The organism is Synechococcus sp. JA-3-3Ab (genome assembly GCF_000013205.1).
Taxonomy (GTDB): domain Bacteria; phylum Cyanobacteriota; class Cyanobacteriia; order Thermostichales; family Thermostichaceae; genus Thermostichus.
The window spans coordinates 2602091-2621504 of the sequence record NC_007775.1 but is presented as its reverse complement, the minus strand read 5'-3'; the positions used below and the strand labels follow the sequence as shown (position 1 = coordinate 2621504).

At 58.9% G+C, this 19414-nt stretch carries 23 protein-coding genes and 4 pseudogenes; 18 read left to right on the top strand and 9 right to left on the bottom strand.

The window, feature by feature from the left end; translation table 11 throughout:
- Positions 1–236: 236 nt before the first annotated feature.
- From CYA_RS12190 to CYA_RS14255, 4 genes and pseudogenes are all read left to right on the top strand, one after another.
- Complete coding sequence (locus tag CYA_RS12190; protein ID WP_228375351.1) at positions 237–809, top strand: alpha/beta fold hydrolase; 573 nt, start codon at positions 237–239, stop codon at positions 807–809.
- A gap of 181 nt (positions 810–990) precedes the next feature.
- Positions 991–1437, top strand: a pseudogene (locus CYA_RS15765) (universal stress protein).
- Positions 1438–1726: 289 nt separating this feature from the next.
- Positions 1727–2080 (top strand): ferredoxin-thioredoxin reductase catalytic domain-containing protein, encoded by a 354-nt coding sequence (locus CYA_RS12180; RefSeq protein ID WP_011431390.1) that lies wholly within the window; start codon positions 1727–1729, stop codon positions 2078–2080.
- 96 nt (positions 2081–2176) lie between these two features.
- On the top strand, positions 2177–2293 hold the full coding sequence (locus CYA_RS14255; RefSeq protein ID WP_011431389.1) for a photosystem II reaction center X protein: 117 nt from the start codon (positions 2177–2179) through the stop codon (positions 2291–2293).
- A 282-nt stretch (positions 2294–2575) separates the two neighbouring features.
- Here CYA_RS14255 and CYA_RS14885 read toward each other — a convergent pair.
- Positions 2576–2707 (bottom strand): annotated as a pseudogene (locus CYA_RS14885) (IS200/IS605 family transposase); the annotation flags it as partial.
- Between the two features lie 286 nt (positions 2708–2993).
- Between CYA_RS14885 and CYA_RS15455 the strand changes: the two are divergent.
- On the top strand, positions 2994–3272 hold the full coding sequence (locus tag CYA_RS15455) for a transposase (protein ID WP_228375527.1): 279 nt from the start codon (positions 2994–2996) through the stop codon (positions 3270–3272).
- Positions 3273–3660: 388 nt separating this feature from the next.
- On the opposite strand, the gene CYA_RS12175 is transcribed toward CYA_RS15455, so the two are convergent.
- Positions 3661–3873, bottom strand: coding sequence for a phenylpyruvate tautomerase MIF-related protein (locus tag CYA_RS12175; protein WP_011431387.1), 213 nt, complete (start codon positions 3871–3873; stop codon positions 3661–3663).
- 168 nt (positions 3874–4041) lie between these two features.
- Between CYA_RS12175 and CYA_RS12170 the strand changes: the two genes are divergently transcribed.
- Positions 4042–4416, top strand: coding sequence for a RidA family protein (locus CYA_RS12170; RefSeq protein WP_011431385.1), 375 nt, complete (start codon positions 4042–4044; stop codon positions 4414–4416).
- A 23-nt stretch (positions 4417–4439) separates the two neighbouring features.
- Here the strand turns inward: CYA_RS12170 and yidD are convergent, their stop codons facing one another.
- The gene (yidD, locus tag CYA_RS12165) at positions 4440–4742 is read right to left on the bottom strand and encodes a membrane protein insertion efficiency factor YidD (RefSeq protein ID WP_011431384.1); all 303 of its coding nucleotides are present in this window, start codon (positions 4740–4742) and stop codon (positions 4440–4442) included.
- 128 nt (positions 4743–4870) lie between these two features.
- Here yidD and CYA_RS12160 point away from each other — a divergent pair, with 128 nt between their 5' ends.
- Together CYA_RS12160 and CYA_RS12155 are read left to right on the top strand one after the other, a co-directional pair.
- On the top strand, positions 4871–6214 hold the full coding sequence (locus tag CYA_RS12160; RefSeq protein ID WP_228375349.1) for an MFS transporter: 1344 nt from the start codon (positions 4871–4873) through the stop codon (positions 6212–6214).
- A 78-nt stretch (positions 6215–6292) separates the two neighbouring features.
- On the top strand, positions 6293–7129 hold the full coding sequence (locus CYA_RS12155) for a SpoIID/LytB domain-containing protein (protein WP_011431382.1): 837 nt from the start codon (positions 6293–6295) through the stop codon (positions 7127–7129).
- Positions 7130–7302: 173 nt separating this feature from the next.
- Here CYA_RS12155 and tilS read toward each other — a convergent pair whose 3' ends face one another.
- Together tilS and CYA_RS12145 are read right to left on the bottom strand one after the other, a co-directional pair.
- Positions 7303–8313 carry a tRNA lysidine(34) synthetase TilS gene (tilS, locus tag CYA_RS12150; protein ID WP_011431381.1) on the bottom strand — a complete coding sequence of 337 codons (1011 nt, stop codon included), beginning with the start codon at positions 8311–8313 and terminating at the stop codon, positions 7303–7305.
- Positions 8314–8353: 40 nt separating this feature from the next.
- Positions 8354–9532, bottom strand: a complete 1179-nt coding sequence (locus CYA_RS12145; RefSeq protein ID WP_011431380.1) for an HrcA family transcriptional regulator — start codon at positions 9530–9532, stop codon at positions 8354–8356.
- 358 nt (positions 9533–9890) lie between these two features.
- On the opposite strand from CYA_RS12145, the pseudogene ureA reads away from it, so the two are divergent.
- Positions 9891–10135 (top strand): annotated as a pseudogene (gene ureA, locus CYA_RS12140) (urease subunit gamma).
- 138 nt (positions 10136–10273) lie between these two features.
- On the opposite strand, the gene tnpA (CYA_RS12135) reads toward ureA, so the two are convergent.
- On the bottom strand, positions 10274–10750 hold the full coding sequence (tnpA, locus tag CYA_RS12135) for an IS200/IS605-like element ISSoc3 family transposase (protein ID WP_011431378.1): 477 nt from the start codon (positions 10748–10750) through the stop codon (positions 10274–10276).
- Here tnpA (CYA_RS12135) and CYA_RS15450 point away from each other — a divergent pair.
- The 4 genes and pseudogenes from CYA_RS15450 to CYA_RS12120 all read left to right on the top strand — a co-directional run bounded on the left by CYA_RS15450 (position 10706) and on the right by CYA_RS12120 (position 12691).
- Complete coding sequence (locus CYA_RS15450) at positions 10706–11203, top strand: helix-turn-helix domain-containing protein (protein WP_228375348.1); 498 nt, start codon at positions 10706–10708, stop codon at positions 11201–11203. The genes tnpA (CYA_RS12135) and CYA_RS15450 overlap by 45 nt on opposite strands.
- A 14-nt stretch (positions 11204–11217) precedes the next feature.
- Positions 11218–11985 (top strand): RNA-guided endonuclease InsQ/TnpB family protein, encoded by a 768-nt coding sequence (locus CYA_RS15445; protein ID WP_255322498.1) that lies wholly within the window; start codon positions 11218–11220, stop codon positions 11983–11985.
- 66 nt (positions 11986–12051) lie between these two features.
- Positions 12052–12303, top strand: a pseudogene (locus tag CYA_RS15650) (urease subunit beta); the annotation flags it as partial.
- A 136-nt stretch (positions 12304–12439) separates the two neighbouring features.
- Positions 12440–12691 (top strand): hypothetical protein, encoded by a 252-nt coding sequence (locus CYA_RS12120; protein ID WP_099834751.1) that lies wholly within the window; start codon positions 12440–12442, stop codon positions 12689–12691.
- 135 nt (positions 12692–12826) lie between these two features.
- Here CYA_RS12120 and CYA_RS12115 read toward each other — a convergent pair whose 3' ends face one another.
- From CYA_RS12115 to CYA_RS12110, 3 genes are all read right to left on the bottom strand, one after another.
- On the bottom strand, positions 12827–15193 hold the full coding sequence (locus CYA_RS12115) for an endonuclease MutS2 (protein WP_041439234.1): 2367 nt from the start codon (positions 15191–15193) through the stop codon (positions 12827–12829).
- A 44-nt stretch (positions 15194–15237) separates the two neighbouring features.
- On the bottom strand, positions 15238–15402 hold the full coding sequence (locus CYA_RS15125; RefSeq protein WP_168173329.1) for a hypothetical protein: 165 nt from the start codon (positions 15400–15402) through the stop codon (positions 15238–15240).
- A 143-nt stretch (positions 15403–15545) separates the two neighbouring features.
- Positions 15546–16817 carry an RNA-guided endonuclease InsQ/TnpB family protein gene (locus tag CYA_RS12110; RefSeq protein ID WP_011431373.1) on the bottom strand — a complete coding sequence of 424 codons (1272 nt, stop codon included), beginning with the start codon at positions 16815–16817 and terminating at the stop codon, positions 15546–15548.
- Here CYA_RS12110 and tnpA (CYA_RS12105) point away from each other — a divergent pair.
- From tnpA (CYA_RS12105) to CYA_RS12085, 5 genes are all read left to right on the top strand, one after another.
- Complete coding sequence (tnpA, locus tag CYA_RS12105) at positions 16773–17249, top strand: IS200/IS605 family transposase (protein ID WP_011431372.1); 477 nt, start codon at positions 16773–16775, stop codon at positions 17247–17249. The two genes, CYA_RS12110 and tnpA (CYA_RS12105), sit on opposite strands and share 45 nt — an antisense overlap.
- Positions 17250–17407: 158 nt before the next feature.
- Positions 17408–17812, top strand: a complete 405-nt coding sequence (locus CYA_RS12100) for an NIL domain-containing protein (protein ID WP_011431371.1) — start codon at positions 17408–17410, stop codon at positions 17810–17812.
- A 108-nt stretch (positions 17813–17920) separates the two neighbouring features.
- The gene (gene ndhL / locus CYA_RS12095; protein WP_011431370.1) at positions 17921–18142 is read left to right on the top strand and encodes an NAD(P)H-quinone oxidoreductase subunit L; all 222 of its coding nucleotides are present in this window, start codon (positions 17921–17923) and stop codon (positions 18140–18142) included.
- Positions 18143–18169: 27 nt separating this feature from the next.
- Positions 18170–18511 (top strand): DUF3007 family protein, encoded by a 342-nt coding sequence (locus tag CYA_RS12090; RefSeq protein ID WP_011431369.1) that lies wholly within the window; start codon positions 18170–18172, stop codon positions 18509–18511.
- A 289-nt stretch (positions 18512–18800) separates the two neighbouring features.
- Complete coding sequence (locus CYA_RS12085; protein WP_041438612.1) at positions 18801–19355, top strand: response regulator; 555 nt, start codon at positions 18801–18803, stop codon at positions 19353–19355.
- The last annotated feature ends 59 nt before the right edge of the window (positions 19356–19414 follow it).

Here is a 19414-nt window from a genome sequence, read left to right as displayed (position 1 = left end):
TTTTTTATGAAGCTTTTGTCAGCCAGCAACTTTAATCTTTCGACCGTCGAAATGAGATGGCTAAAATGAGCTTAGGTTCCGCTTCTGCGCCTTCTTTTGAAGCACTTTATTTGGGCGTTTCTCCCAGTCTAAAGCTTTTCGATCGGCCTCTGTTGGGATCCCTGGGAAAATGTTTCCGTGTAGCCTACTGGGAGTATCACCAAACCCAGGATGAGCCCTGTAGTTTGGAGACAGTCGTGACGCTGCTATACGAATACCTAAAAGCTTGGGATCGACCGGTACATCTCATCGGCCACGGCTTGAGCGGGGTGGTTGCCTATCTTTTTGCCTACTATTACCCCCAGCGGATACGGTCTCTAACCCTGCTGGCTGTAGGCAGTCAGCCTGCCGCCACCTGGCATGCCCATTTCTACGTGCAACGAAAAATGTTTTGCTGTAGCCGAGAACAGCTCCTGGTGCGTATAGCTCAGAGCCTTCTGCCAGCTTCAGAACAGTGGCGAGCGCGCTCACTCTCCCGCGCCCTGGCTAAAGATTTAGACACTTCCCCCATACCTCATTCCCTATTTCAGGTGGTAGCGATTCCAGCCCAGAAAGTGCCGGTGCCGATGTTGGTTTGCGCCAGCGAGGATGATCCCATTGTGGATCCTGCTTCGCTGGAGCAGTGGGGAAACTACTTAAAGCCAGGGGATCAAATGTGGTTTTGTCCTGGGGGGCGACACTTTTTTCACTATTCTTTTCCAAGTTTGGTCAACTTGAAAATCATGGATTTCTGGCAAAAGCTGCAGCAATTGCAGACCAGCCTTGCCTGAAAGACTGGCCTTTGTCCTTAGCTCAACTGCGAGTTTTGTCAGCAACCCCCAACCCCCGCAGATTGCTGGTGGCTCTAACCCTCCAAACAGACAGAAAGAGCTCTCATGCCATAGGGATCTCATCGCCGCCCACAGCGCCCCCAGAGAGACGGCGTCCACCCGGCTCCCCGCTAGAAGTAAAATGGGAGGGGTCGAGCCGGGCTTAAGCGGGGGATCCGCGACTAGGTTCGACAAGCTGCTCTTTCCCATCGACAACTCGCGCGAGACCAGCCACGCCTTGCCCTTGGTGGCAGACCTAGCGCAGCGCTGCAAAAGTCGGGTGTACTTGCTCTCGGTACTGGACAACATGGAGCTTGACGCGGAGCGAGCAGAACAAGCCCGGCAGAACATTCAGAACCTGCCCAAACAGACGGAGCTGGGCCTGCAGTAAATCGGCATCAACAGCGTCAAGAGCGAGTATCGCGAGGGAAAAGTACCCTTCGTCATCTGCGACGTGGCGGACGAGCTGGAGATCAGCCTGATCGTGATGGGATCCCGCAGCCTCAGCCTGTCTGCCGAGGGGCAGAACAACTCCGTCAGCCACCGCCTCATCGACCTTGCTCCCTGCCCGGTGCTGGTCGTGCCCTGAGAAAAGGGATCCCGGTCAGCGTGATCCTGTAGAGTACCCTAGGGCGGGGTCTTGCCAAGTCCAAACAATGTTGCCTTGTGTAACAGCACGGCTGTCACTGTTTGTCTTCTCTAAAAGTCTGCAGTACAACGAAGAGCAAGATACAGCTTTGTCCGACTTCGGGGGAGGTCTGTAGAATCAGCAGGATCCCGGCATACGCACATCTGTATTAACTTCAGAAAGTGTGGCCGGAAGAAGCTGTGAGCCTCATTACCAGCAACAGCCGGTCAGTTCCCTTCCGAGAATCGTCATGGAAAGTCGTGGTTACAACAAGGCCTCCCAGAAGACTTTTGAGGTGATGCGGCATTTCGCAGAAACCTACGCCAAACGTACCGACACTTTTTTCTGCTCTGATCCTACGATTACGACAGCGGTGATCGAGGGCTTGGCTCTGCACAAAGAGCAATTGGGCGCTCCGCTCTGCCCCTGTCGTTTTTATGAAGACAAAGAGGCGGAAGTGAAAGCCGGCTATTGGAACTGCCCCTGTGTACCCATGCGGGAGCGAAAGGAATGCCACTGTATGCTCTTTTTAACTCCAGATAACCCCTTCGCCGGCACCAGCCAAACCCTAGAGGAGGTGCCCCTAGAGTACCAGGCGAAATAGTCGGCAATGCGTCTGTCTCTGGGTTGAGCGACAAAGACCAGTATAATCGGGAAATAGTTGAGTGGTTGATAGTCGCACGAGGAGGAAACTCTTTTTATGACTCCCTCACTGGCTAATTTTCTCTGGAGCTTGGTGTACGGCGCAGTGGTGCTGGGGCTTCTCTTCGGCGCCATCGTCTTCGTCAGCCAAAGAGATAGGGTGCGTCGTCGCTGATCCCTCTGCTCGCGCTGATGCTCTACTTCTTTGCTGTTGTTGCTGAGTGGAAAGAGACTCGGGTGCTAAGGTTTGCTCTGGTAGGCAACTGCCAGGGTGCTTTGTCCACCTGTCAGGGATCCAGCCGGGTTGAGTGACAACCGGATCGACGTGCTTGGCGCCGTTGTTGCTAACGCTCACAAAAAAGGATAGCTTGGTAGCCCCGCACTTGAGTGCGGGGCGGAAAAGCCCGCTAGCCACTTTAGTCGCTTACCCATGATGGGGGTCGTTGATATAGTTTCATAGCTCAAACAACCTCTTCCTGACTTCTCCTACCAAGACCTTTTTCCTTCTCTTTGGCCAAAAAATGAGATGAACAACCGCTAGCCCCACACCATGGTTGTAGTGATTGTACCGTTGACTTTCCTCTCGCACTATCGCTTGCCCATGTCAGACTGCGGTTGTCATGCCGCTTGCCAACAATGATGGAGTACGGCTGTCAGCAGGTTCGAGTCACGGACAGGGAGCTAGTCCCCCTATTAGAATACTTGTGTCAACAGTCTAATAAGCAACTGTGCTCTGTACTATGCGAGACAAGTCTATTTCAAAACGAAGCGATGGGCAAGCTATGGTGAGCTTTGCGCTGAGATGGTGAGAACCCAAAACAAGCACTTCATCGCGATGTATGTTTCCGCCGCACAACAGACCTGTAAGTCTGTAGCTGGAGTGGGTCTATGCCAAGCCTGCTCAGCCCCAATCGCTGGATCCGAGAAAAGCTCTAGCAATTGACCACGGAGTCAACAACTGGCTTACGTGCGTTAGCAACTTAGGACATAGCTTCATCATTGGTGGCCGCAAAGTCAAGTCCTTTAACCAGGGGTACAACAAGGAGCTGGCTAGGCTCAAGACTCACAAGCTGCGGGGGTTTTGGTTGCAAAAGCTTCGTCGAATTACGGAAACCGGAGAATGCAATCCACAAAGCTGCGGGCAAGGTCATTGACTTCTGTTTGCACCACTCAATTGGGAGAATAGTCTTTGGTTGGAACAAAGAATGCGGTTTAGGGAAGGTCAATAACCAAAACTTTGTTTTCATTCCAACAGGTCGGTTCAAGGAGCGTATTGCGCAATTATGTCAGCATTATGGCATGGAGTTTATTGAGGTAGAGGAGGCGTACAGCTCGCAGGCAAGCTTCCTAGATGGAGATGAGCTACCTAATTATGGTGAAAAACCCGACGGGTGGAGACCCTCTGGGCTGAGGCGAATGCTGCCGCCAACCTGCTTAAGAAAGTCAGCAGAACCTTGGGGCTTTGCCTTCAGGAACTGTCTAGAGGCGCTTTGACAACGCCGTTACGGGTTCTTTTGTGGACTGCGTAAGAATCCCCCGCCTTTAGGCGGTGGGAGTGTCAATCTTGATCTCCACATAGCAGCAGGGATCCCCACTGCCGGCAAAGGTCATCGGGATCCCTCCTTCAAAGGCGGTCATCACGTAGGCTTCCAGCTTGCCCACCTGTTTGGCCAGAGCAGCAGAGAGCGACTTGAGCAGCGCCTCTACAGCGGCAGGTTCCGGCTTTAGAGGCGTTTGCAACTTGATCAAGGGCATAGGCACTGCTTTTTGTCGACAAGTTGATCTTGCCGTTGCCGGCTTGTTTTTTGCGGGATCCCCCTGTGGTAGCTTAGCTGCAGAGTTCCGCCGATCCCCATGGAGCAGAGGAAGCCGGTCAGTTCTGAGCCTAACCACCCCACTCGAGCTGAGGCAGGGCCGCAGGAGGTGCGAACCGAGGCTGCTCCTGCCCCTGTCGGCCCTTACAGCCAGGGCATTGCCGCTGCGGGGCCATTTCTATTCGCCGCCGGACAGGTGGGCCTGGATCCCAAAACCGGCAAGCTGGCGGGGGAAGATGTTGCCTCGCAAACTCGGCAGGCGCTGCTGAACCTGAAAGCCGTGCTGGAAGCAGGGGGAACAAGCTTGGCCAATGTGGTGAAGACCACCGTTTTTTTGGCGGATATGAAAGACTTTGCCGCCATGAACGCGGTTTATCGAGAGTTTTTTGCCGCCGATCCGGCACCGGCCCGCTCTTGCGTGCAGGTGGCTGGCCTGCCCTTGAATGCCTTGGTGGAAATCGAGGCGGTGGCCTGCTACCGATAGCGGCGGTTAAAAGCTGCAACTCTTCAACCCCCAGATCCAGAATGTTGGCCATCTGGGCTGGGGCGACCGTTTTCCTCGGGTGCGGATCCCGGCAAGTCGGGCACCGGGTCGTAGCCTCCCGGGTGCCAAGGGTGGCAGCGGCAGAGGCGGCGGATCCCCAGCCAACTGCCTCGGATGGCACCGTAGCGCCGCACGGCTTCCAGGGTGTACTGGGAGCAGGTGGGGTAGTAGCGGCAGGCAGGCGGTAGCAGAGGGGAGATGGCCACCTGGTAGCCTCGAATCAGGGCAACTAAACCGCGAGTCAAGGGATCCGACCGTTCCGCCATAGGCCAGCGTACAAAAAGGCCATTTCCAGGCTAACGTCTGCCCTCCTGCGCAGCTCCAGACAAGAGGTTAAGATCCAAAAAGTCACCACCCAAATATACATTTCGTAATACTTCTGTTCGGGGATGCCGTGGAGACGGCTTTGCTCCTCGGCATGGTTGTAAGAGTTTCATCAGGAGTGGGCGTGAGGGCATTTGGGCGGCTACAGCCAGCACAGCGGCGCAACTTGGGCATTTTGTTCGTGGCCGGGCTGCTCTTTTGGGCCAGTCTGTCTGCGCTGTTGCCCACGCTGCCGCTCTACGTCCGGGATGTGGGCGGCACCAGCCAAGAGGTGGGCTTGGTGATGGGGGCCTTCTCGATTGGGCTGCTGGCTTTTCGTCCTTGGCTGGGGCGGCTGGCGGATGGCCACAGTCGGCGCATTGTGTTGCTCATCGGCATGGGCGCGGCGGGGATGGCGCCTTTGGGGTACTGGCTTTGGGATTGGATCCCGTGGATAGCGCTGGTACGGGCCTTTCATGGGATCAGCATCGCCGCTTTTGCCACCGCCTACGTTACTTTGGTGGCGGATTTTGCCCCGGAAGAAAAACGCGGCGAGATCTTGGGCTACATGAGCTTGGTCAATCCCATGGGTGTAGCCATCGGCCCTGCTTTGGGCGGTTTTTTGCAGGAGCTGGCCGGTTATGGCCCTCTGTTTCTCTTCGCCGCTTTGCTGGGGTTGGTGGGCTTTTTCTGTACCCAATTGGTTCGAGAGCAGCGCCGTGGGGATTGGGGATCCCTGCCCTCGGATGGGGCGTTTTGGGGCCTTGTGCTCAGCCCGAAGGTGTGCTCTCTCGCCGGGGTCATGTTGTTGGTTGGCCTGGCCTTTGGCACCCAGACCACGTTTGTGGCTCTGTTGATCCAAGAGGCCGGAGTTCCCCTGAATCCAGGTCTTTTTTATACGGCGGTGGCCCTGTCCAGCTTCGGCGTGCGCCTGCTGGCTGGTCGCGCTTCCGACCGCTACGGGCGGGGGCCGTTCATCTCGCTCAGCCTGGCCACCTATGCTCTGGCGATGGGGATCCTGAGGGTTGCCGACAGCGCTGCGGCTTTTCTCGCCGCCGGGATCGTGGTGGGGTCGGGTTTTGGCACCTTGATCCCGCTGATCTCCGCCCTGGTGGCGGATCGCTCTGAGCCGGCGGAGCGCGGTCGCCTGTTTAGCTTGGTGATGTGTGGCTTTGACTTGGGCATTGGGCTGGCGGGGCCGATCCTGGGCACGCTGGCGGGGGGGTTCGGGTATCGGGCCATGTTTGGCTACGCCGCCCTTCTGGCGTTGGCTTCCTTGGGCTCTTTTCTCTGCTTCTCCAACGGGCGACCGGGATCCTCCCTGCGCTTTGCCTTGGGCCTGGAAACCGATCGGTTTCGACAGCCAGATCCTGTCCCTTCGGAACAGCCCCAGCCGTCCCCTCCCCTGCCAACGGGATCCCGTCCTGCCCTCTAGGCACCCTGATTTTTGTCCCCAAGTCCGATTTGCCCTATCCTAGGCTGGGGTTGCTGTACAAAAAAGAACTCTGGGCAGATGGGAGCACGGGGTTGGCTTGCCCTCCTGGGATCCCTGCTGGTGGGCGCCTTAGGGGGATGGATCGAGAGCGCTTGGGGGGTAACGGTGCGGGTGGCCTTGGCCGATGCCACCGCCCCTTTGGTGGTGGGGGTTTCTCTCCCTGCCCAACTGACCAATAGCCGCCAAGAGGTGCTGGCCGAGTTGCCCCCCATGCAAGGGTTTCTGGCCCAGCCCGGCCCTCAGGGGGTGCGCCTGCAGGGGGTGGTCAGCCCGGTGTTGTTCATCGAGCCGCAAGCGGGTGGCCTGGTGGCGGTGGATGGCCGCTGGTATTCTGGCAAAGTGCTCCTGACCGGCTACAACCGCTTGCTGGCCATCAATTACGTGGATCTGGAAGACTACGTGGCCGGCGTGGTGGAAGCCGAGATGGGATCCCGCTTTCTGCCCGAGGCCCTCAAGGCCCAGGCGGTGGCAGCCCGCACCTATGTTCTTCACCACCGCAATTCCCGCGGCTGGTTTGACGTGTTTAGCGACACCCGCTCCCAGGTGTATCGGGGTCTGTCGCAGCGCTCGGCAGCCGCCCTAGCAGCAACACACGCCACCCGCGGCATCGTCATGGTGTATGGGGGGCAATTCGTGAATGCCATGTATAGCGCCAGCGCCGGCAGCCAAACCGTCGGGGTGAGCGGGATCCCTTACCTAAAAAGCCTGCCGGATTTTAGCCCCTATCCCAAGTACGGGCATGGCATCGGCATGAGCCAGTGGGGCGCCCAAGAATTGGCCCGCCGGGGCTGGACTTACCGCCAAATCTTGGCCTACTACTACCCCGGCGTCAGGTTTGGCCGGTTGCCGGATTGACCTACTCCCCCTTGCTCTGGGTTGCCAGGGGTGCCCATCTCCCCAGGTTGCCCTTCAGCCGCAAACGGGCCGGGTTCACCCTTGGCCGGCTTCTTCTGGTTAAGACCGGAGTGGACCTAAATAGGGCAGCCACAACTTTGCCCAAGAGCTTTTGTGGGCATGCCGATCCCGGCCTAGGGGACAAAACTGGCGGGCTGAGAAGCAGCAACCCAGACCACGCAATCTCCCCTCACCTCCAACCAGCCACCCCCTGGGTAGTCGGGGCTGCGGCTGCGGCGGCCTGCTTTCAGGAGCCGGATCCCGGCTTCCACCTGCTCAAAAGTCGGGTGATGGGGCAGCAGCAGCGACAAGAATTGGAACATCACCTGCCGCTGCAGAGCCAGGGGCGCAGCCCGCAAGGGATCCCGTCGCAGCCCCGGCAAAGCCGGCTCGTACACCTGCAACCATAGTTGGGCGGCTTGCGCCACCACCAGCTCATGCTCTGCCTGCAACAGCGTGGCCGCCCGATTCAAAGCCGCTTCCAGTTGCGGGTTAAAGTGCTGCTTGAGATAGGGCATCACCTCTAGGCGAAGGCGGTTGCGGCCATGAGCCAAATCCTGGTTGCTGCGATCCGGCCAGACCGGCAACTGGTATTGTCGGCAGAACTCTTCCGTTTCCCAGCGGGAAAGGCCCAGCAGGGGACGCACCAACCAAGCGGAGGTGGGATCCCGCTCGTCCAAACGCCGTTGCCAATCTAGGCTGACCAGGCCGGCAGCCCCCGTGCCCCGCAGCAGGTTCCACAAAAACGTCTCCGCCCGGTCGCTGGCCGTGTGCCCCGTGGCCACCGCCTCGCAGCTCCAGGTGCGCGCCCATTTGTCCAGTTGCTGGTAGCGCCAAGCCCTGGCCCCCGCCTCATCCCAGCGGATGGGATCGGCAGTCTCAACGGCGTGGGGCAGGCCCTGCTGTTGCAGCCATCCCTGCAAAAACTGGGCACACGCCGTCTCATCGGCTGACCAACGGTGATCGCAGTGCAAAACAAAGATCTGCCACCGCCAGCGCGGCTGCAAATCCCGCAAGATCTGGAGCAGGGAAAAAGAATCTTGTCCGCCGGAAAAAGCTACCAGCAGCCGCTGGCCGGGGCGAAGCAGTTGCCGCTCGCGAATGGCACACTGAACCCGCAAGTGAAGAGGAGAAAGCCTGGCCACAGTTGGCTATTGCTCGGGGGCAACCCAGACCTGGGATCCCTCAGGCAAGGGCCCGAGTGAGATGCGAGGCCACCGTCTGCACAGCCGCAATGCTCCGCTCGTAGGCCATGCGAGTCGGCCCCAGCAAGGTGACCGTCCCCAGCGGCGCCGAGCGGCGGCGATAAACTGAGGCGATGACCGTGCAGTGGTGCAGCGATTCCAGCGGGTTCTCGCTGCCAATGTAGATGATCACGGGAACGTTGTGGGATGGATCCTGATCTGCGGTGCTGGAGGATGCCTTCTCCCTGGCCGACGGGGCCGAGAGAGCCGCTTCGCTCGTGAACAGGCAACCTGGCGTGGAATAGAGCCCGATCATCCCCTGCAGCTGCTCGGATCCCTCTTCGAGCAACTGGGCCACCGCCTGCATCCGCTGAGCCTGGGAAAACTCCGGCTGCCGCATCAGCTCCGTCATGCCCGCGCTGAACACCTGTCCTAGAGAGGGCCGCAGGTAGCGTTGGACTACCGAGCGCAGCAGTTGCTGCAGCCAATGGCTGTAAGCGCGAAACTCCTCATCCAGCTTCAACCAGCTCAGATCCTGCAGCTCGGCAAAAGTCTTGCCCCGCAATTTCAGGGTGAGGAAGTTGCTCAGTAGCTGCAGTTCATCTTCCAGATCCTCGCGCCGATCGTCAGGCCAATCCGGTGGGCTGACCAAGGCCGAGTGGGTTTGATAGGAATCCGTAACCACCAGCACCATTACCCGCCCCGGCCCCACCGACAACAACTGCACGTGGTGAACGGCTACCACCGGCCCCTGGGGAGGGGTGATGAGGGCGATGCAACCGCTCAAGTGGGCCAAAAGCTGTGCCACCCTCTGTAGGAAGCTATCGAGGTCGTCCCCCAGCTCACGGTTGAGCTGATCCAGCAACTGCTGCAGCGCAGGATGGGGCTCCGGCTGGGGAGCATCGTTCGGGATCCCATCCATGTTGGCGGAGCTCAACAGATCGTTCACATAGACCCGATAGCCAAAGTCAGAAGGGATCCGACCGGCAGAGGTGTGAGGCTGGAACAGCAACCCAACCTGCTCCAGCGTGGCCAAGTCGTTGCGAATGGTAGCCGTGCTGACTCCGAGGTTGTAGGACTGGGCCAAGGTTTTGGAGCCGACAGGTTCTGCCGTGGCAATATACCTGCGCACCGTTGCCCACAGGATCTTCCGTTGTCTAGGAGTCAGTTCGAGTTTCATGGCTGCTCAAAAGAACCCAATCAACACCTGCTAAGGGGAATTAGCCAATGGATCTCAGGTCAACCAAGCTAGGGCTAAATGAGGATCAGATAAACTTTTACTTCTCTCTTTAACTTTATTGTTACCCTTTCATCTTGGGTTGCAGGCGCGGAAAATTGCAACAGCAGAGGTGGAAAGAGGTGGAGGCTCTTGGTTTGGCGAGAAAAGCGGAGCTCCCTGTAGCCTCTGCATCCTTATTTTTGCCCAAAGGGGGTACTAAAGTGTTAAGTCAACTCTAGGCTAAGTGAGCCTGCTGCTGCCTGTTCTGTATCGTTTTGTATCTTTCGAGGTCGCTCCATGTACTTGTCCCCCCAGGAGGTTGCTCTACCTGGCCGTCCAGCTAGCTCGGGATCGGCGGCAGTGGGGCCTCCAACTCAATTACCCCAAGACGGTGACCTACCTGAGCGCAGCTATCTTGGAGGGGCGCGGGAAGGGAAAACCGTTGCTCAGGTGATGAGCGAAGGTCTGACGTGGCTGAGCCGAGAGGACGTGATGCCAGGGATCCCGGAAATTCAAGTAGAGGCCACCTTTCCCGACGAAACCAAGCTGTTAACCATCCGCTAGCTGCTTTCTAAGGATCCCCCAAAGACCCAGAGACTTTAGGAGGTTGTCCATCAGAACCTCCGGGGTACTCCCGCCACAGCGCAGCTTGGCGGGATGGGGGATAGGCGGTGAGACGAAGGGGTTCAATGCCCCTGAGTCTCACAATCTGGGCGTTGCCTGCTGCTCGACATACTTCTTCAACTCCTCAACGGTGACCCCACCACAAGAGGCAACAAAATAGGCCCCTGTCCAAAATACAGGCTTGCTGTAGAACCGTGCCACCTCTGTGGCGAACTCTTTGCGAATCAACCGGCTGGAGACTGTTTTCAGGTTGTTCACCAGCTTCGAGACCTGAACATCCGGCGGAAAACTCACCAACAGATGCACATAATCCGCCTCACCGTTGAACTCCACCAAGGAACAGCGCCACTTTTGGCAGGTCGCTCGAAATATATCTTCCAGCCTCTGCAACATTGGAGCAGTTATCACCCGACGACGGTACTTTGTCACCAGCACCAAGTGGATTTGTAGGCTGTAAACAGAACGATGGCCTATGTTGTAGCTCATTGCGCTAAATGCTAGAACCGTCTCATGATTATCACCCACGAGTACCGGATCCTGCCCAGCGACGACCAAGCCGCTCTGATGACCGAGTGGCTGGAATTGTTGCGGCGGCAGTGGAACGACGCTCTGGGGCAGAGACTGGACTGGCTGACCGCAACCCGTTGCCCAATTGACCGCTGCAGTCTTGTCTCGTGCCCGTTGCCTGTGTCAGAAGCTCCGCTGGAGCCGAATTATTATCGGCAGGCGGGATCCCTCAAACAAATCAAGCAACTGTTCCCGGCCTACCGGGGCATTTACGCCGAGGTGCTGCAGCAAAACTTGATGCGGCTGGACAAGGCGTGGAAAGCGTGGCAGGTGCCGGATAGCACAGGCAAGCGGCGGGGGCGGCCTCGCTTCAAAAAAGCGGGGGAGTTGAGATCCTTCACATTCCCCCGCATCAATTGCCCCCCTGCCCCCCGTATACGGGGGGTTGGGGGGCCAGCAGGGGGGCGGGAGCGCATCTGGAAGGGGAGACTCTGCGGCTGAGCAAGATTGGCTCGATGCCTGTGGTGCTGCACCGCCCCTTACCAGAGGGGTTTGTGCCCAAAACCTGCACAGTGGTGCGCAAGGCCGATGGGTGGTATGTCTGCATCAGCTTGGAAGACAAAAGCGTTCCTCTCCCAGAGCCTGTGCCGATCAAAAAGGCGGTGGGCATTGATGTGGGATTGGATAGGTTTCTCACCACCAGCGATGGGGAGGTGGTGCCTATCCCGCGGTACTACCGCCGAGCTCAAAAGCACTTGGCCCGACAGCAGCGGCAACTGAGCCGCAAGGTGAAGGGATCCGCCAACTGGAAGAGACAAGCCACGAAAGTTGCTTGTTTGCAGTTGCACGTTGCCCGACAACGCAAAGCGTTCCACTACCAAGTGGCGCACTGGCTGGTGGGGCAATACGACCTGTTGGTGGTGGAGGATCTCAACGTCCGAGGGCTGGCACGGACTCGGTTGGCTAAATCGATTTTGGATGCGGCTTGGGGACAATTTCTTGACATTCTGACAGCAGTGGCGGTCAAACGCGGCAAACAGGTGTTGAGAGTGGATCCCCGTGGTACGTCCCAAAATTGTTGTGTTTGTGAGGAGCGTGTTCCCAAGGCCTTGTCGGAACGGGTGCATGATTGCCCTCGTTGCGGGTCGTGGGACAGAGACTTGAACGCTGCTATCGAGATTTTGAAGCGAGGACTCAGGTCCCCCCGTATACGGGGGGATATAGGGGGGCGGTGGGACTGCCGCTCTCTGGCTGTGGAGGATCCTGGTTTACCAGTCCGTTGAAGCAGCAACTCCGAGAAGTGATTCTCGGAAGCTCCCGTCTACAGCCCGTCAGGGCTTAGCGGGAGAGGATGTCACTTTCACTTTTTTGAGGTCAACCGAGCCCTGGTGTTGGATCGCGCCGCCAGCTTTGGCAGGCGCCTCAACATCCCTTCCGGCCAAGCGGTGCGTTTTGAGCCGGGGCAAACCCAGCGGGTCACTCTGGTGGCGCTGGGAGGCAAGGGTCTGGTGCATGGCTGCAACCGGCTGACGAAGAGCAGCGTCCGCTCTGCAACGCAAAAGCGGCGGGCCCTGGCCCGATTGCAGGAGTGGATGGGCTAGGTGGTTAAGCGCTATGGACATAACGCCCCTCGAAGTATGCAGCTTTGGGCATCTGGGCTGAGGCTTGGCCACATCCCCATCCCACCTCAGATTCAAGAGAGTAGGGCTATCCAATTCTTCCTCTGGGATCTGGCCAATGTTAGAGCGTGAGACTGTTTGGTGGATGTGGGTACAGGGCTTGGGGCTGAATCTTTCCGGGTTGGCCCTGTTGGCAGCAGCAGGTGCCACTTTCGGCCCCCTCTGCTGGACCGGCGCGACGGTGGCGGTGATGCTCAAGTTAATTGGAGATAGCCAACTGCTGCGCGCCTACTGGCTTTGGCAAAGTCGGCACCGCCAAGCGGGATCCCAGCCCGTCAGCTTGGCAGCGGCGCTCCAAAGTCAAGTTTGAACAGTTACCAAACAGCCTGTTCGTGGAGCTTCAGCTTCCCTCTCCCCCTGAGGAAGAGGGGCGGGTGAAGGCCAGCGGCAAAGTGCCTTAACCTTGTTTGAAACGACTGTCAGGGAGTTTGAAACAGCCTGACCCTCACCGCAGGTGGGCCACAGTCACACCCGTACCGCCGTCCTGGGGATCCGCTGGGGCAAACCTCTGGACACGCGGGTGATTTTGGAGGTAGGCCTGGACGCCGGCCCGCAGGCGTCCCGTGCCGTGGCCGTGGATGATCCAAACCGGGCCAGGAGGGGCTTGGGCAAAGTGCTGTTCCAGAATCGCCTCGGCATCGGCTACAGTTTTCCCCCTTAGGTCAAGGGTGTTGCGGCTGGTGCGCAGGTTCAGGGGAGCAGTGGTGGGCGGTGGGGAAGGAGGAGCTTTGGGGCGCTGGCGCTGTTTGGCCTGATGTTCATCGATGGGATCCAACTGGCCCCGCGGCACCGTGAACTTGAGAATGCCGCTGCGCACCACATACACCTCTCCTTCGACGGCAATGACCTCTCCCGTCTGTCCCAGGCCCCGCAGCCGCACCCGATCCCCCACCTCTGGCACGAACTCAGTCTCAACGGGCGGCGGCGGCGGCGAGTAGCGCCTGCGAATCTGCTCCAGCTCAGCAGCGACCTGCTGGGGATCGTCCCCCTGTTGCAGCTTGCGGACGGCGGCGGCCACCTCCCGGCGGGCGGCGGCCAAGAGGGCTTGCAGCCCCTGTTGCTGCCGGTACTCCAGTTGCGCCTCTCGCTCAGCCATTTGCCGACTGCGCTGCTGCATTTGGCGGTACAGGGTTTCCAGCTCTTGGTGCAGGGATCCCACCTGGGCGGCCCGCTCTTCCAACTGGGCCCGTTGCGCCTCCAGCCCCGCGATCACCTTATCCACCTGGCTTTCCCCCTGCAGATGCTGCTGCGCCCGCCGCAGAATCTCCGGCTCCAGGTGCAGCCGCCGGGCGATGGCCAAGGCATTGGAGCGACCAGGGATCCCCCACAGCAGGCGGTAGGTGGGGGCCAGGGTGGCCTCGTCAAACTCCACCGAGGCATTCTCAAAGCCGGGATGCTGGTATTTCAGAGCCTTCAGCTCGCCGTAGTGGGTGGTGGCCAAGGTCAGCAGGGCCTTTTCGGCGAGATACTCCAATAGCCCGGCAGCCAGGGCCGCGCCCTCGCTGGGATCCGTGCCTGCCCCCACCTCGTCCAGCAGAACAAGGGCCGGCGCCGGCTCCGACTGCAAAGCTTGCACGATGCGGCTGATGCGGCGAATATGCCCGGAAAAAGTGGAGAGGCTTTGCTGCAGCGATTGCTCGTCGCCGATGTCGGCATAGACCCCGTCGAACCAGGGCAGTTGGGGCGGATCCTGGGCGGGCAGGAAGATCCCCGCCTTGGCCATAAGCACCAATAGCCCCAAGGTCTTCAGGGCAACCGTCTTGCCGCCAGTGTTGGGGCCGGTGATGACCACGGCGCGGATGGACTCCGAGAGGGTGAAATCGATCGGGATCACCTCCGGGCCCTTGCCTTCCTCGCGAGACTGCCACAGAAGCAAGGGGTGCCTAGCTTGGCGCAGGCGCAATCCTGCCGGGACAAACTGGGGGCGATTGCCCCCCAACCAAAGGCTGTAGCGAGCGCGAGCCAACGCCACCTCCAGCCCCACCATCACCGCCTGCAGATGCTCCAAATCCTCGGCAACAGATCCCACCTGGGCCGAGAGGGCGGCCAAGATCCGCTCTTCCTCCGCCTGGATCTGGGCCTGGGTTTCCCGCAGCCGGTTGCCTAGCTCCACCACAGCGTAGGGCTCTACATAGAGGGTGGCCCCGCTGGCAGAGCTGTCGTGCACAATGCCGCGGATGAGATCCCGATGGGTGGCCTTTACCATCAGCACAAAGCGCCCCTGCCGCTGGCCAATCAACGTGTCCTGCAGCGCCTGGGGGTGCTGGCTCATCACCTGTTGTAGGCGTTCTTGGATCTGGCTGCGGTACTGGCGGTGCTGACGGCGCAGGTCTGCCAGGGCGGCGCTGGCGCTATCTCTCACCTCGCCGTGTTCGTCCAGGCAGCGGAAGATCTCCTGCTCTAGCTCAGGATAGGTGCGCAGATTGCTCACCCACTCCTGCAGGCGGGGCAGGCGCTCGTCAGCATCGATGAGTCGGCGAAGGCGGCGAGCAGCCCCCAAGGTGGTGGCAATCTGCACCAGCTCTTCCCCGCTCAGAATGCCCCCCCGTTCGGCCCGTTCCAGGGCCGGCAGCAAGTTGTGGATCCCGTCCAGAGAAATCCCCCCTGGCTGGCTGCAATCCAGCCGGATGGCCTCCTCCGTTTGATCAAGACAGACCTCGCTCTCGGCGCGGCTCCGCCAGGGATCCAGCTCTAGGCAGGCGCGGCGGCCTAGGGGTGTGGCGGCAAAGCTGGCCAAGTGTTGGCAGAGGCGGGGCCACTCCAACAATTCCAAAGTTTCTTGGCGGAGGGAAGGATCGGGCTCAGAACAGATCGGCAGCAGGTTGAAAGTAGTGGGCGTAGGCATTCCTGAAGAAATTAGCCATTCGAGGAAGAACGGAGCTGCAGCCGCTTCATCTCTTGCAAAAACTGCCGCTGGTAGTTGAGAAAGGCAGTGTGCCACTCGCGGAAGCGACGCTCACCATCGCGCACCAACATCTGTCGGTAGTGCTCGGAGTTGAGACGGGGCCGGGCCGAGTTCATGGGGATCGAAGACGCTCTGCCCCTATTGTGGCAGGCCGCGGGGCGCCTTTCATAGCTTCCAACCTGCGGGCAGGCGAGAAAGCACCCCATCTGTTCTGCCGGTGAGGGGAGATTTTTTGCTTGCAGTGTGACATCCTCTCCCGCTAAGCCCTGACGGGCTGTAGACGGGAGCTTCCGAGAATCACTTCTCGGAGTTGCTGCTTCAACGGACTGGTAAACCAGGATCCTCCACAGCCAGAGAGCGGCAGTCCCACCGCCCTGAGTCCTCGCTTCAAAATCTCGATAGCAGCGTTCAAGTCTCTGTCCCACGACCCGCAACGAGGGCAATCATGCACCCGTTCCGACAAGGCCTTGGGAACACGCTCCTCACAAACACAACAATTTTGGGACGTACCACGGGGATCCACTCTCAACACCTGTTTGCCGCGTTTGACCGCCACTGCTGTCAGAATGTCAAGAAATTGTCCCCAAGCCGCATCCAAAATCGATTTAGCCAACCGAGTCCGTGCCAGCCCTCGGACGTTGAGATCCTCCACCACCAACAGGTCGTATTGCCCCACCAGCCAGTGCGCCACTTGGTAGTGGAACGCTTTGCGTTGTCGGGCAACGTGCAACTGCAAACAAGCAACTTTCGTGGCTTGTCTCTTCCAGTTGGCGGACCCCTTCACCTTGCGGCTCAGTTGCCGCTGCTGTCGAGCCAAGTGTTTTTGGGCTCGGCGGTAGTGCCGCGGGATAGGCACCACCTCCCCATCGCTGGTGGTGAGAAACCTATCCAATCCCACATCAATGCCCACCGCCTTTTTGATCGGCACAGGCTCTGGGAGAGGAACGCTTTTGTCTTCCAAGCTGATGCAGACATACCACCCATCGGCCTTGCGCACCACTGTGCAGGTTTTGGGCGCGAACCCCTCCGGCAAGGGGCGGTGCAGCACCACAGGCATCGAGCCAATCTTGCTCAGCCGCAGAGTCTCCCCTTCCAGATGCGCTCCCGCCTTGGGGCAATTGATGCGGGGGAATGTGAAGGATCTCAACTCCCCCGCTTTTTTGAAGCGAGGCCGCCCCCGCCGCTTGCCTGTGCTATCCGGCACCTGCCACGCTTTCCACGCCTTGTCCAGCCGCATCAAGTTTTGCTGCAGCACCTCGGCGTAAATGCCCCGGTAGGCCGGGAACAGTTGCTTGATTTGTTTGAGGGATCCCGCCTGCCGATAATAATTCGGCTCCAGCGGAGCTTCTGACACAGGCAACGGGCACGAGACAAGACTGCAGCGGTCAATTGGGCAACGGGTTGCGGTCAGCCAGTCCAGTCTCTGCCCCAGAGCGTCGTTCCACTGCCGCCGCAACAATTCCAGCCACTCGGTCATCAGAGCGGCTTGGTCGTCGCTGGGCAGGATCCGGTACTCGTAGGTGATAATCATGAGACGGTTCTAGCATTTAGCGCAACGAGCTACAACATAGGCCATCGTTCTGTTTACAGCCTACAAATCCACTTGGTGCTGGTGACAAAGTACCGTCGTCGGGTGATAACTGCTCCAATGTTGCAGAGGCTGGAAGATATATTTCGAGCGACCTGCCAAAAGTGGCGCTGTTCCTTGGTGGAGTTCAACGGTGAGGCGGATTATGTGCATCTGTTGGTGAGTTTTCCGCCGGATGTTCAGGTCTCGAAGCTGGTGAACAACCTGAAAACAGTCTCCAGCCGGTTGATTCGCAAAGAGTTCGCCACAGAGGTGGCACGGTTCTACAGCAAGCCTGTATTTTGGACAGGGGCCTATTTTGTTGCCTCTTGTGGTGGGGTCACCGTTGAGGAGTTGAAGAAGTATGTCGAGCAGCAGGCAACGCCCAGATTGTGAGACTCAGGGGCATTGAACCCCTTCGTCTCACCGCCTATCCCCCATCCCGCCAAGCTGCGCTGTGGCGGGAGTACCCCGGAGGTTCTGATGGCCGAACTTGGCAGTCGGCCTTGGCATACTGGAAGAGTCGTCGTACCTCAGCTACGCAAGTCAAATCCGTGCGCAAACGAGTGACCCTGATTTTTCCTCGCCACTTGGTGAATGTGCCCCTCACCTATCGTCTGGCGAAAGACTTCGATGTAGCCGCCAACATCGTCCGTGCCAGAGTAACCCCTAACGAAGTGGGCACCCTGGTGGTGGAGCTCTCGGGAGATATCGACCAGGTGGAGGCGGGGCTGGAGTGGGTGCAGTCTTTGGGCATTGAGGTGGCCGAGCGGGCTAAAGAAATTCAGATCGACCCAGATTTGTGCGTGGATTGCGGCTTGTGTACGGGCGTTTGCCCCACCGAGGCACTGAAGATTTCCGCTCCCGACTGGAAACTGGAGTTTCTGCGTAATCGCTGTGTTATGTGCGAACAATGCATCCCCACCTGCCCTGTCGGGGCCATCAGCACGAGTTTATAGCGATGAGGCGAAGAGCCGGCTAAGCCGACAAGTTCATTCACTATTACAATGCTGTAATATGACCCCGATTGGACTGGATTTGCCCAGGTTAATTCGAGGCAACTGGATATGCTCTCTACCTCGACACTCATTGGCTTGACCTATGCTGCGCTAGCAGTTCTCTACCTGCTGGTGCTGCCGTTCTTGTTTTTGGTGTACGTGGACAAGCGCTGGAACTACAGCGGTGCCTGGGAAAAGGTGTTGATGTTTTTCCTAGTTTTGTTTTTCTTCCCCGGTATGGTGCTCGTGGCTCCCTTCATGACGTTTCGGCCCAAGCCGCGTTCGCTCTAGAGCTCGCCCTTCTGCAACCTACCAGCCATGCGCAGACGGGATGTTCTCGGCATTGGCCTAGCCCTGCTCTTGGGGGGAGGACTTCTCTACGGGCTGCTGCTTTGGGCCGGCTTAGATACGGGCGCGGCGCAGCAGGTGTCGAGTGTGGTGTTTCTGCTGGGATGCCTGGGCTGGACGGTGGGCTACCTGAAGCGGGTGTTGAGCAGGGAAATGACTCTGAAGGCCCAGTGGGCCACTTTCGAGAGGCAGCAAATCCAAGAAAAACTTCACTCCCTCTCCCCGGAGGAGTGGCAGGCCTTGCAGGCCGAGCTGGCCTCCGAAACCGAAGAGGAAGCTGAGGGTGGTTTGACCGAGCAAGGCAAGTGCTGAGGCCGCCGGGCAAGCTGTACCCAAAAACCTGTCGCAGATCGGTGGAGTTTCAGCTAGAAACTGCAGGAGCCCCGCACTGTACCCCCTCAATCCCCCCGCCCCCCTGCCCCCATATACGGGGGGTTGGGGGGGAAGGGGGGGCGGTCGGAGTCGGGTAGTTTACGTATCCAAGCGGCTGGGTCAGCCCAGCACTACCGGTATAGCTAGTTACTGTTTCTTCTCTATTGGAAATGCTACCTTGCGCCGTAGGCAAAGTTGTGAACTAAGGCAAGTCGTTTCTCTGCTCACCGTGACCAAGACCGTTCTGGTGGCTCAGGGTCAGCTTTTGCAAGCCCAGCTCTGGAAGCTGGTGCTGGAGTCTCAGCGCCATACAGTGGTGCTGGTTTCTCCTCAGGCAGATCTGGTGGAGGTGGCGGCAACTCATTCTCCGGATCTGATGGTGGTGGATATGACGACGGGGCTGTTTAACCCCTATGCCTTTTGTCGAGAGTGTCGGAGCCGGCTTCCGGATATCCCTGTGATTCTCACTCATTACCCTCGTCGCCCCATCGAGCCGGCAGAGCGGCGCTGGGCCATTTACCAGGGGGCAGCCGAGGTGATCCCCGGTTTGGCCGAAGCCGACGACATTCTCCACTCCCTCGAGCAAATTTACAAGGCAGCCAGGTGGTCTTTTCCCATCGACACGGAAGCTCTTCACGCGGTTCTCGAGCAGCTGGGTTTGTGGTCTGAAAAAGACAGCCCCCCTCCTTCCCCGTCCGTTGCAACAGAAGAACGCCAAGAGCAAACGGCTGCGCTCCCGCCGGCAAAGTATCGATTGATGTATCGGGGCCGCCCTGTCGAGTGAGCTGCAAGCGCTCCACACCACTAACGCGAAGCAGAGGGGATCCCTTGGGCGCTTTTCTC

Excerpts from the sequence above, each read along its gene's own strand:
- CYA_RS12180 (WP_011431390.1), top strand. The coding sequence starts at position 1,727 with ATGGAAAGTCGTGGTTACAACAAGGCCTCCCAGAAGACTTTTGAGGTG.
- CYA_RS14255 (WP_011431389.1), top strand. The coding sequence starts at position 2,177 with ATGACTCCCTCACTGGCTAATTTTCTCTGGAGCTTGGTGTACGGCGCA.
- CYA_RS12175 (WP_011431387.1), bottom strand. The coding sequence starts at position 3,873 with ATGCCCTTGATCAAGTTGCAAACGCCTCTAAAGCCGGAACCTGCCGCT.
- yidD (WP_011431384.1), bottom strand. The coding sequence starts at position 4,742 with ATGGCGGAACGGTCGGATCCCTTGACTCGCGGTTTAGTTGCCCTGATT.
- CYA_RS12155 (WP_011431382.1), top strand. The coding sequence starts at position 6,293 with ATGGGAGCACGGGGTTGGCTTGCCCTCCTGGGATCCCTGCTGGTGGGC.
- CYA_RS12145 (WP_011431380.1), bottom strand. The coding sequence starts at position 9,532 with ATGAAACTCGAACTGACTCCTAGACAACGGAAGATCCTGTGGGCAACG.
- CYA_RS15450 (WP_228375348.1), top strand. The coding sequence starts at position 10,706 with ATGATTATCACCCACGAGTACCGGATCCTGCCCAGCGACGACCAAGCC.
- CYA_RS15445 (WP_255322498.1), top strand. The coding sequence starts at position 11,218 with ATGCCTGTGGTGCTGCACCGCCCCTTACCAGAGGGGTTTGTGCCCAAA.
- CYA_RS12120 (WP_099834751.1), top strand. The coding sequence starts at position 12,440 with ATGTTAGAGCGTGAGACTGTTTGGTGGATGTGGGTACAGGGCTTGGGG.
- CYA_RS15125 (WP_168173329.1), bottom strand. The coding sequence starts at position 15,402 with ATGAACTCGGCCCGGCCCCGTCTCAACTCCGAGCACTACCGACAGATG.
- CYA_RS12110 (WP_011431373.1), bottom strand. The coding sequence starts at position 16,817 with ATGATTATCACCTACGAGTACCGGATCCTGCCCAGCGACGACCAAGCC.
- ndhL (WP_011431370.1), top strand. The coding sequence starts at position 17,921 with ATGCTCTCTACCTCGACACTCATTGGCTTGACCTATGCTGCGCTAGCA.
- CYA_RS12090 (WP_011431369.1), top strand. The coding sequence starts at position 18,170 with ATGCGCAGACGGGATGTTCTCGGCATTGGCCTAGCCCTGCTCTTGGGG.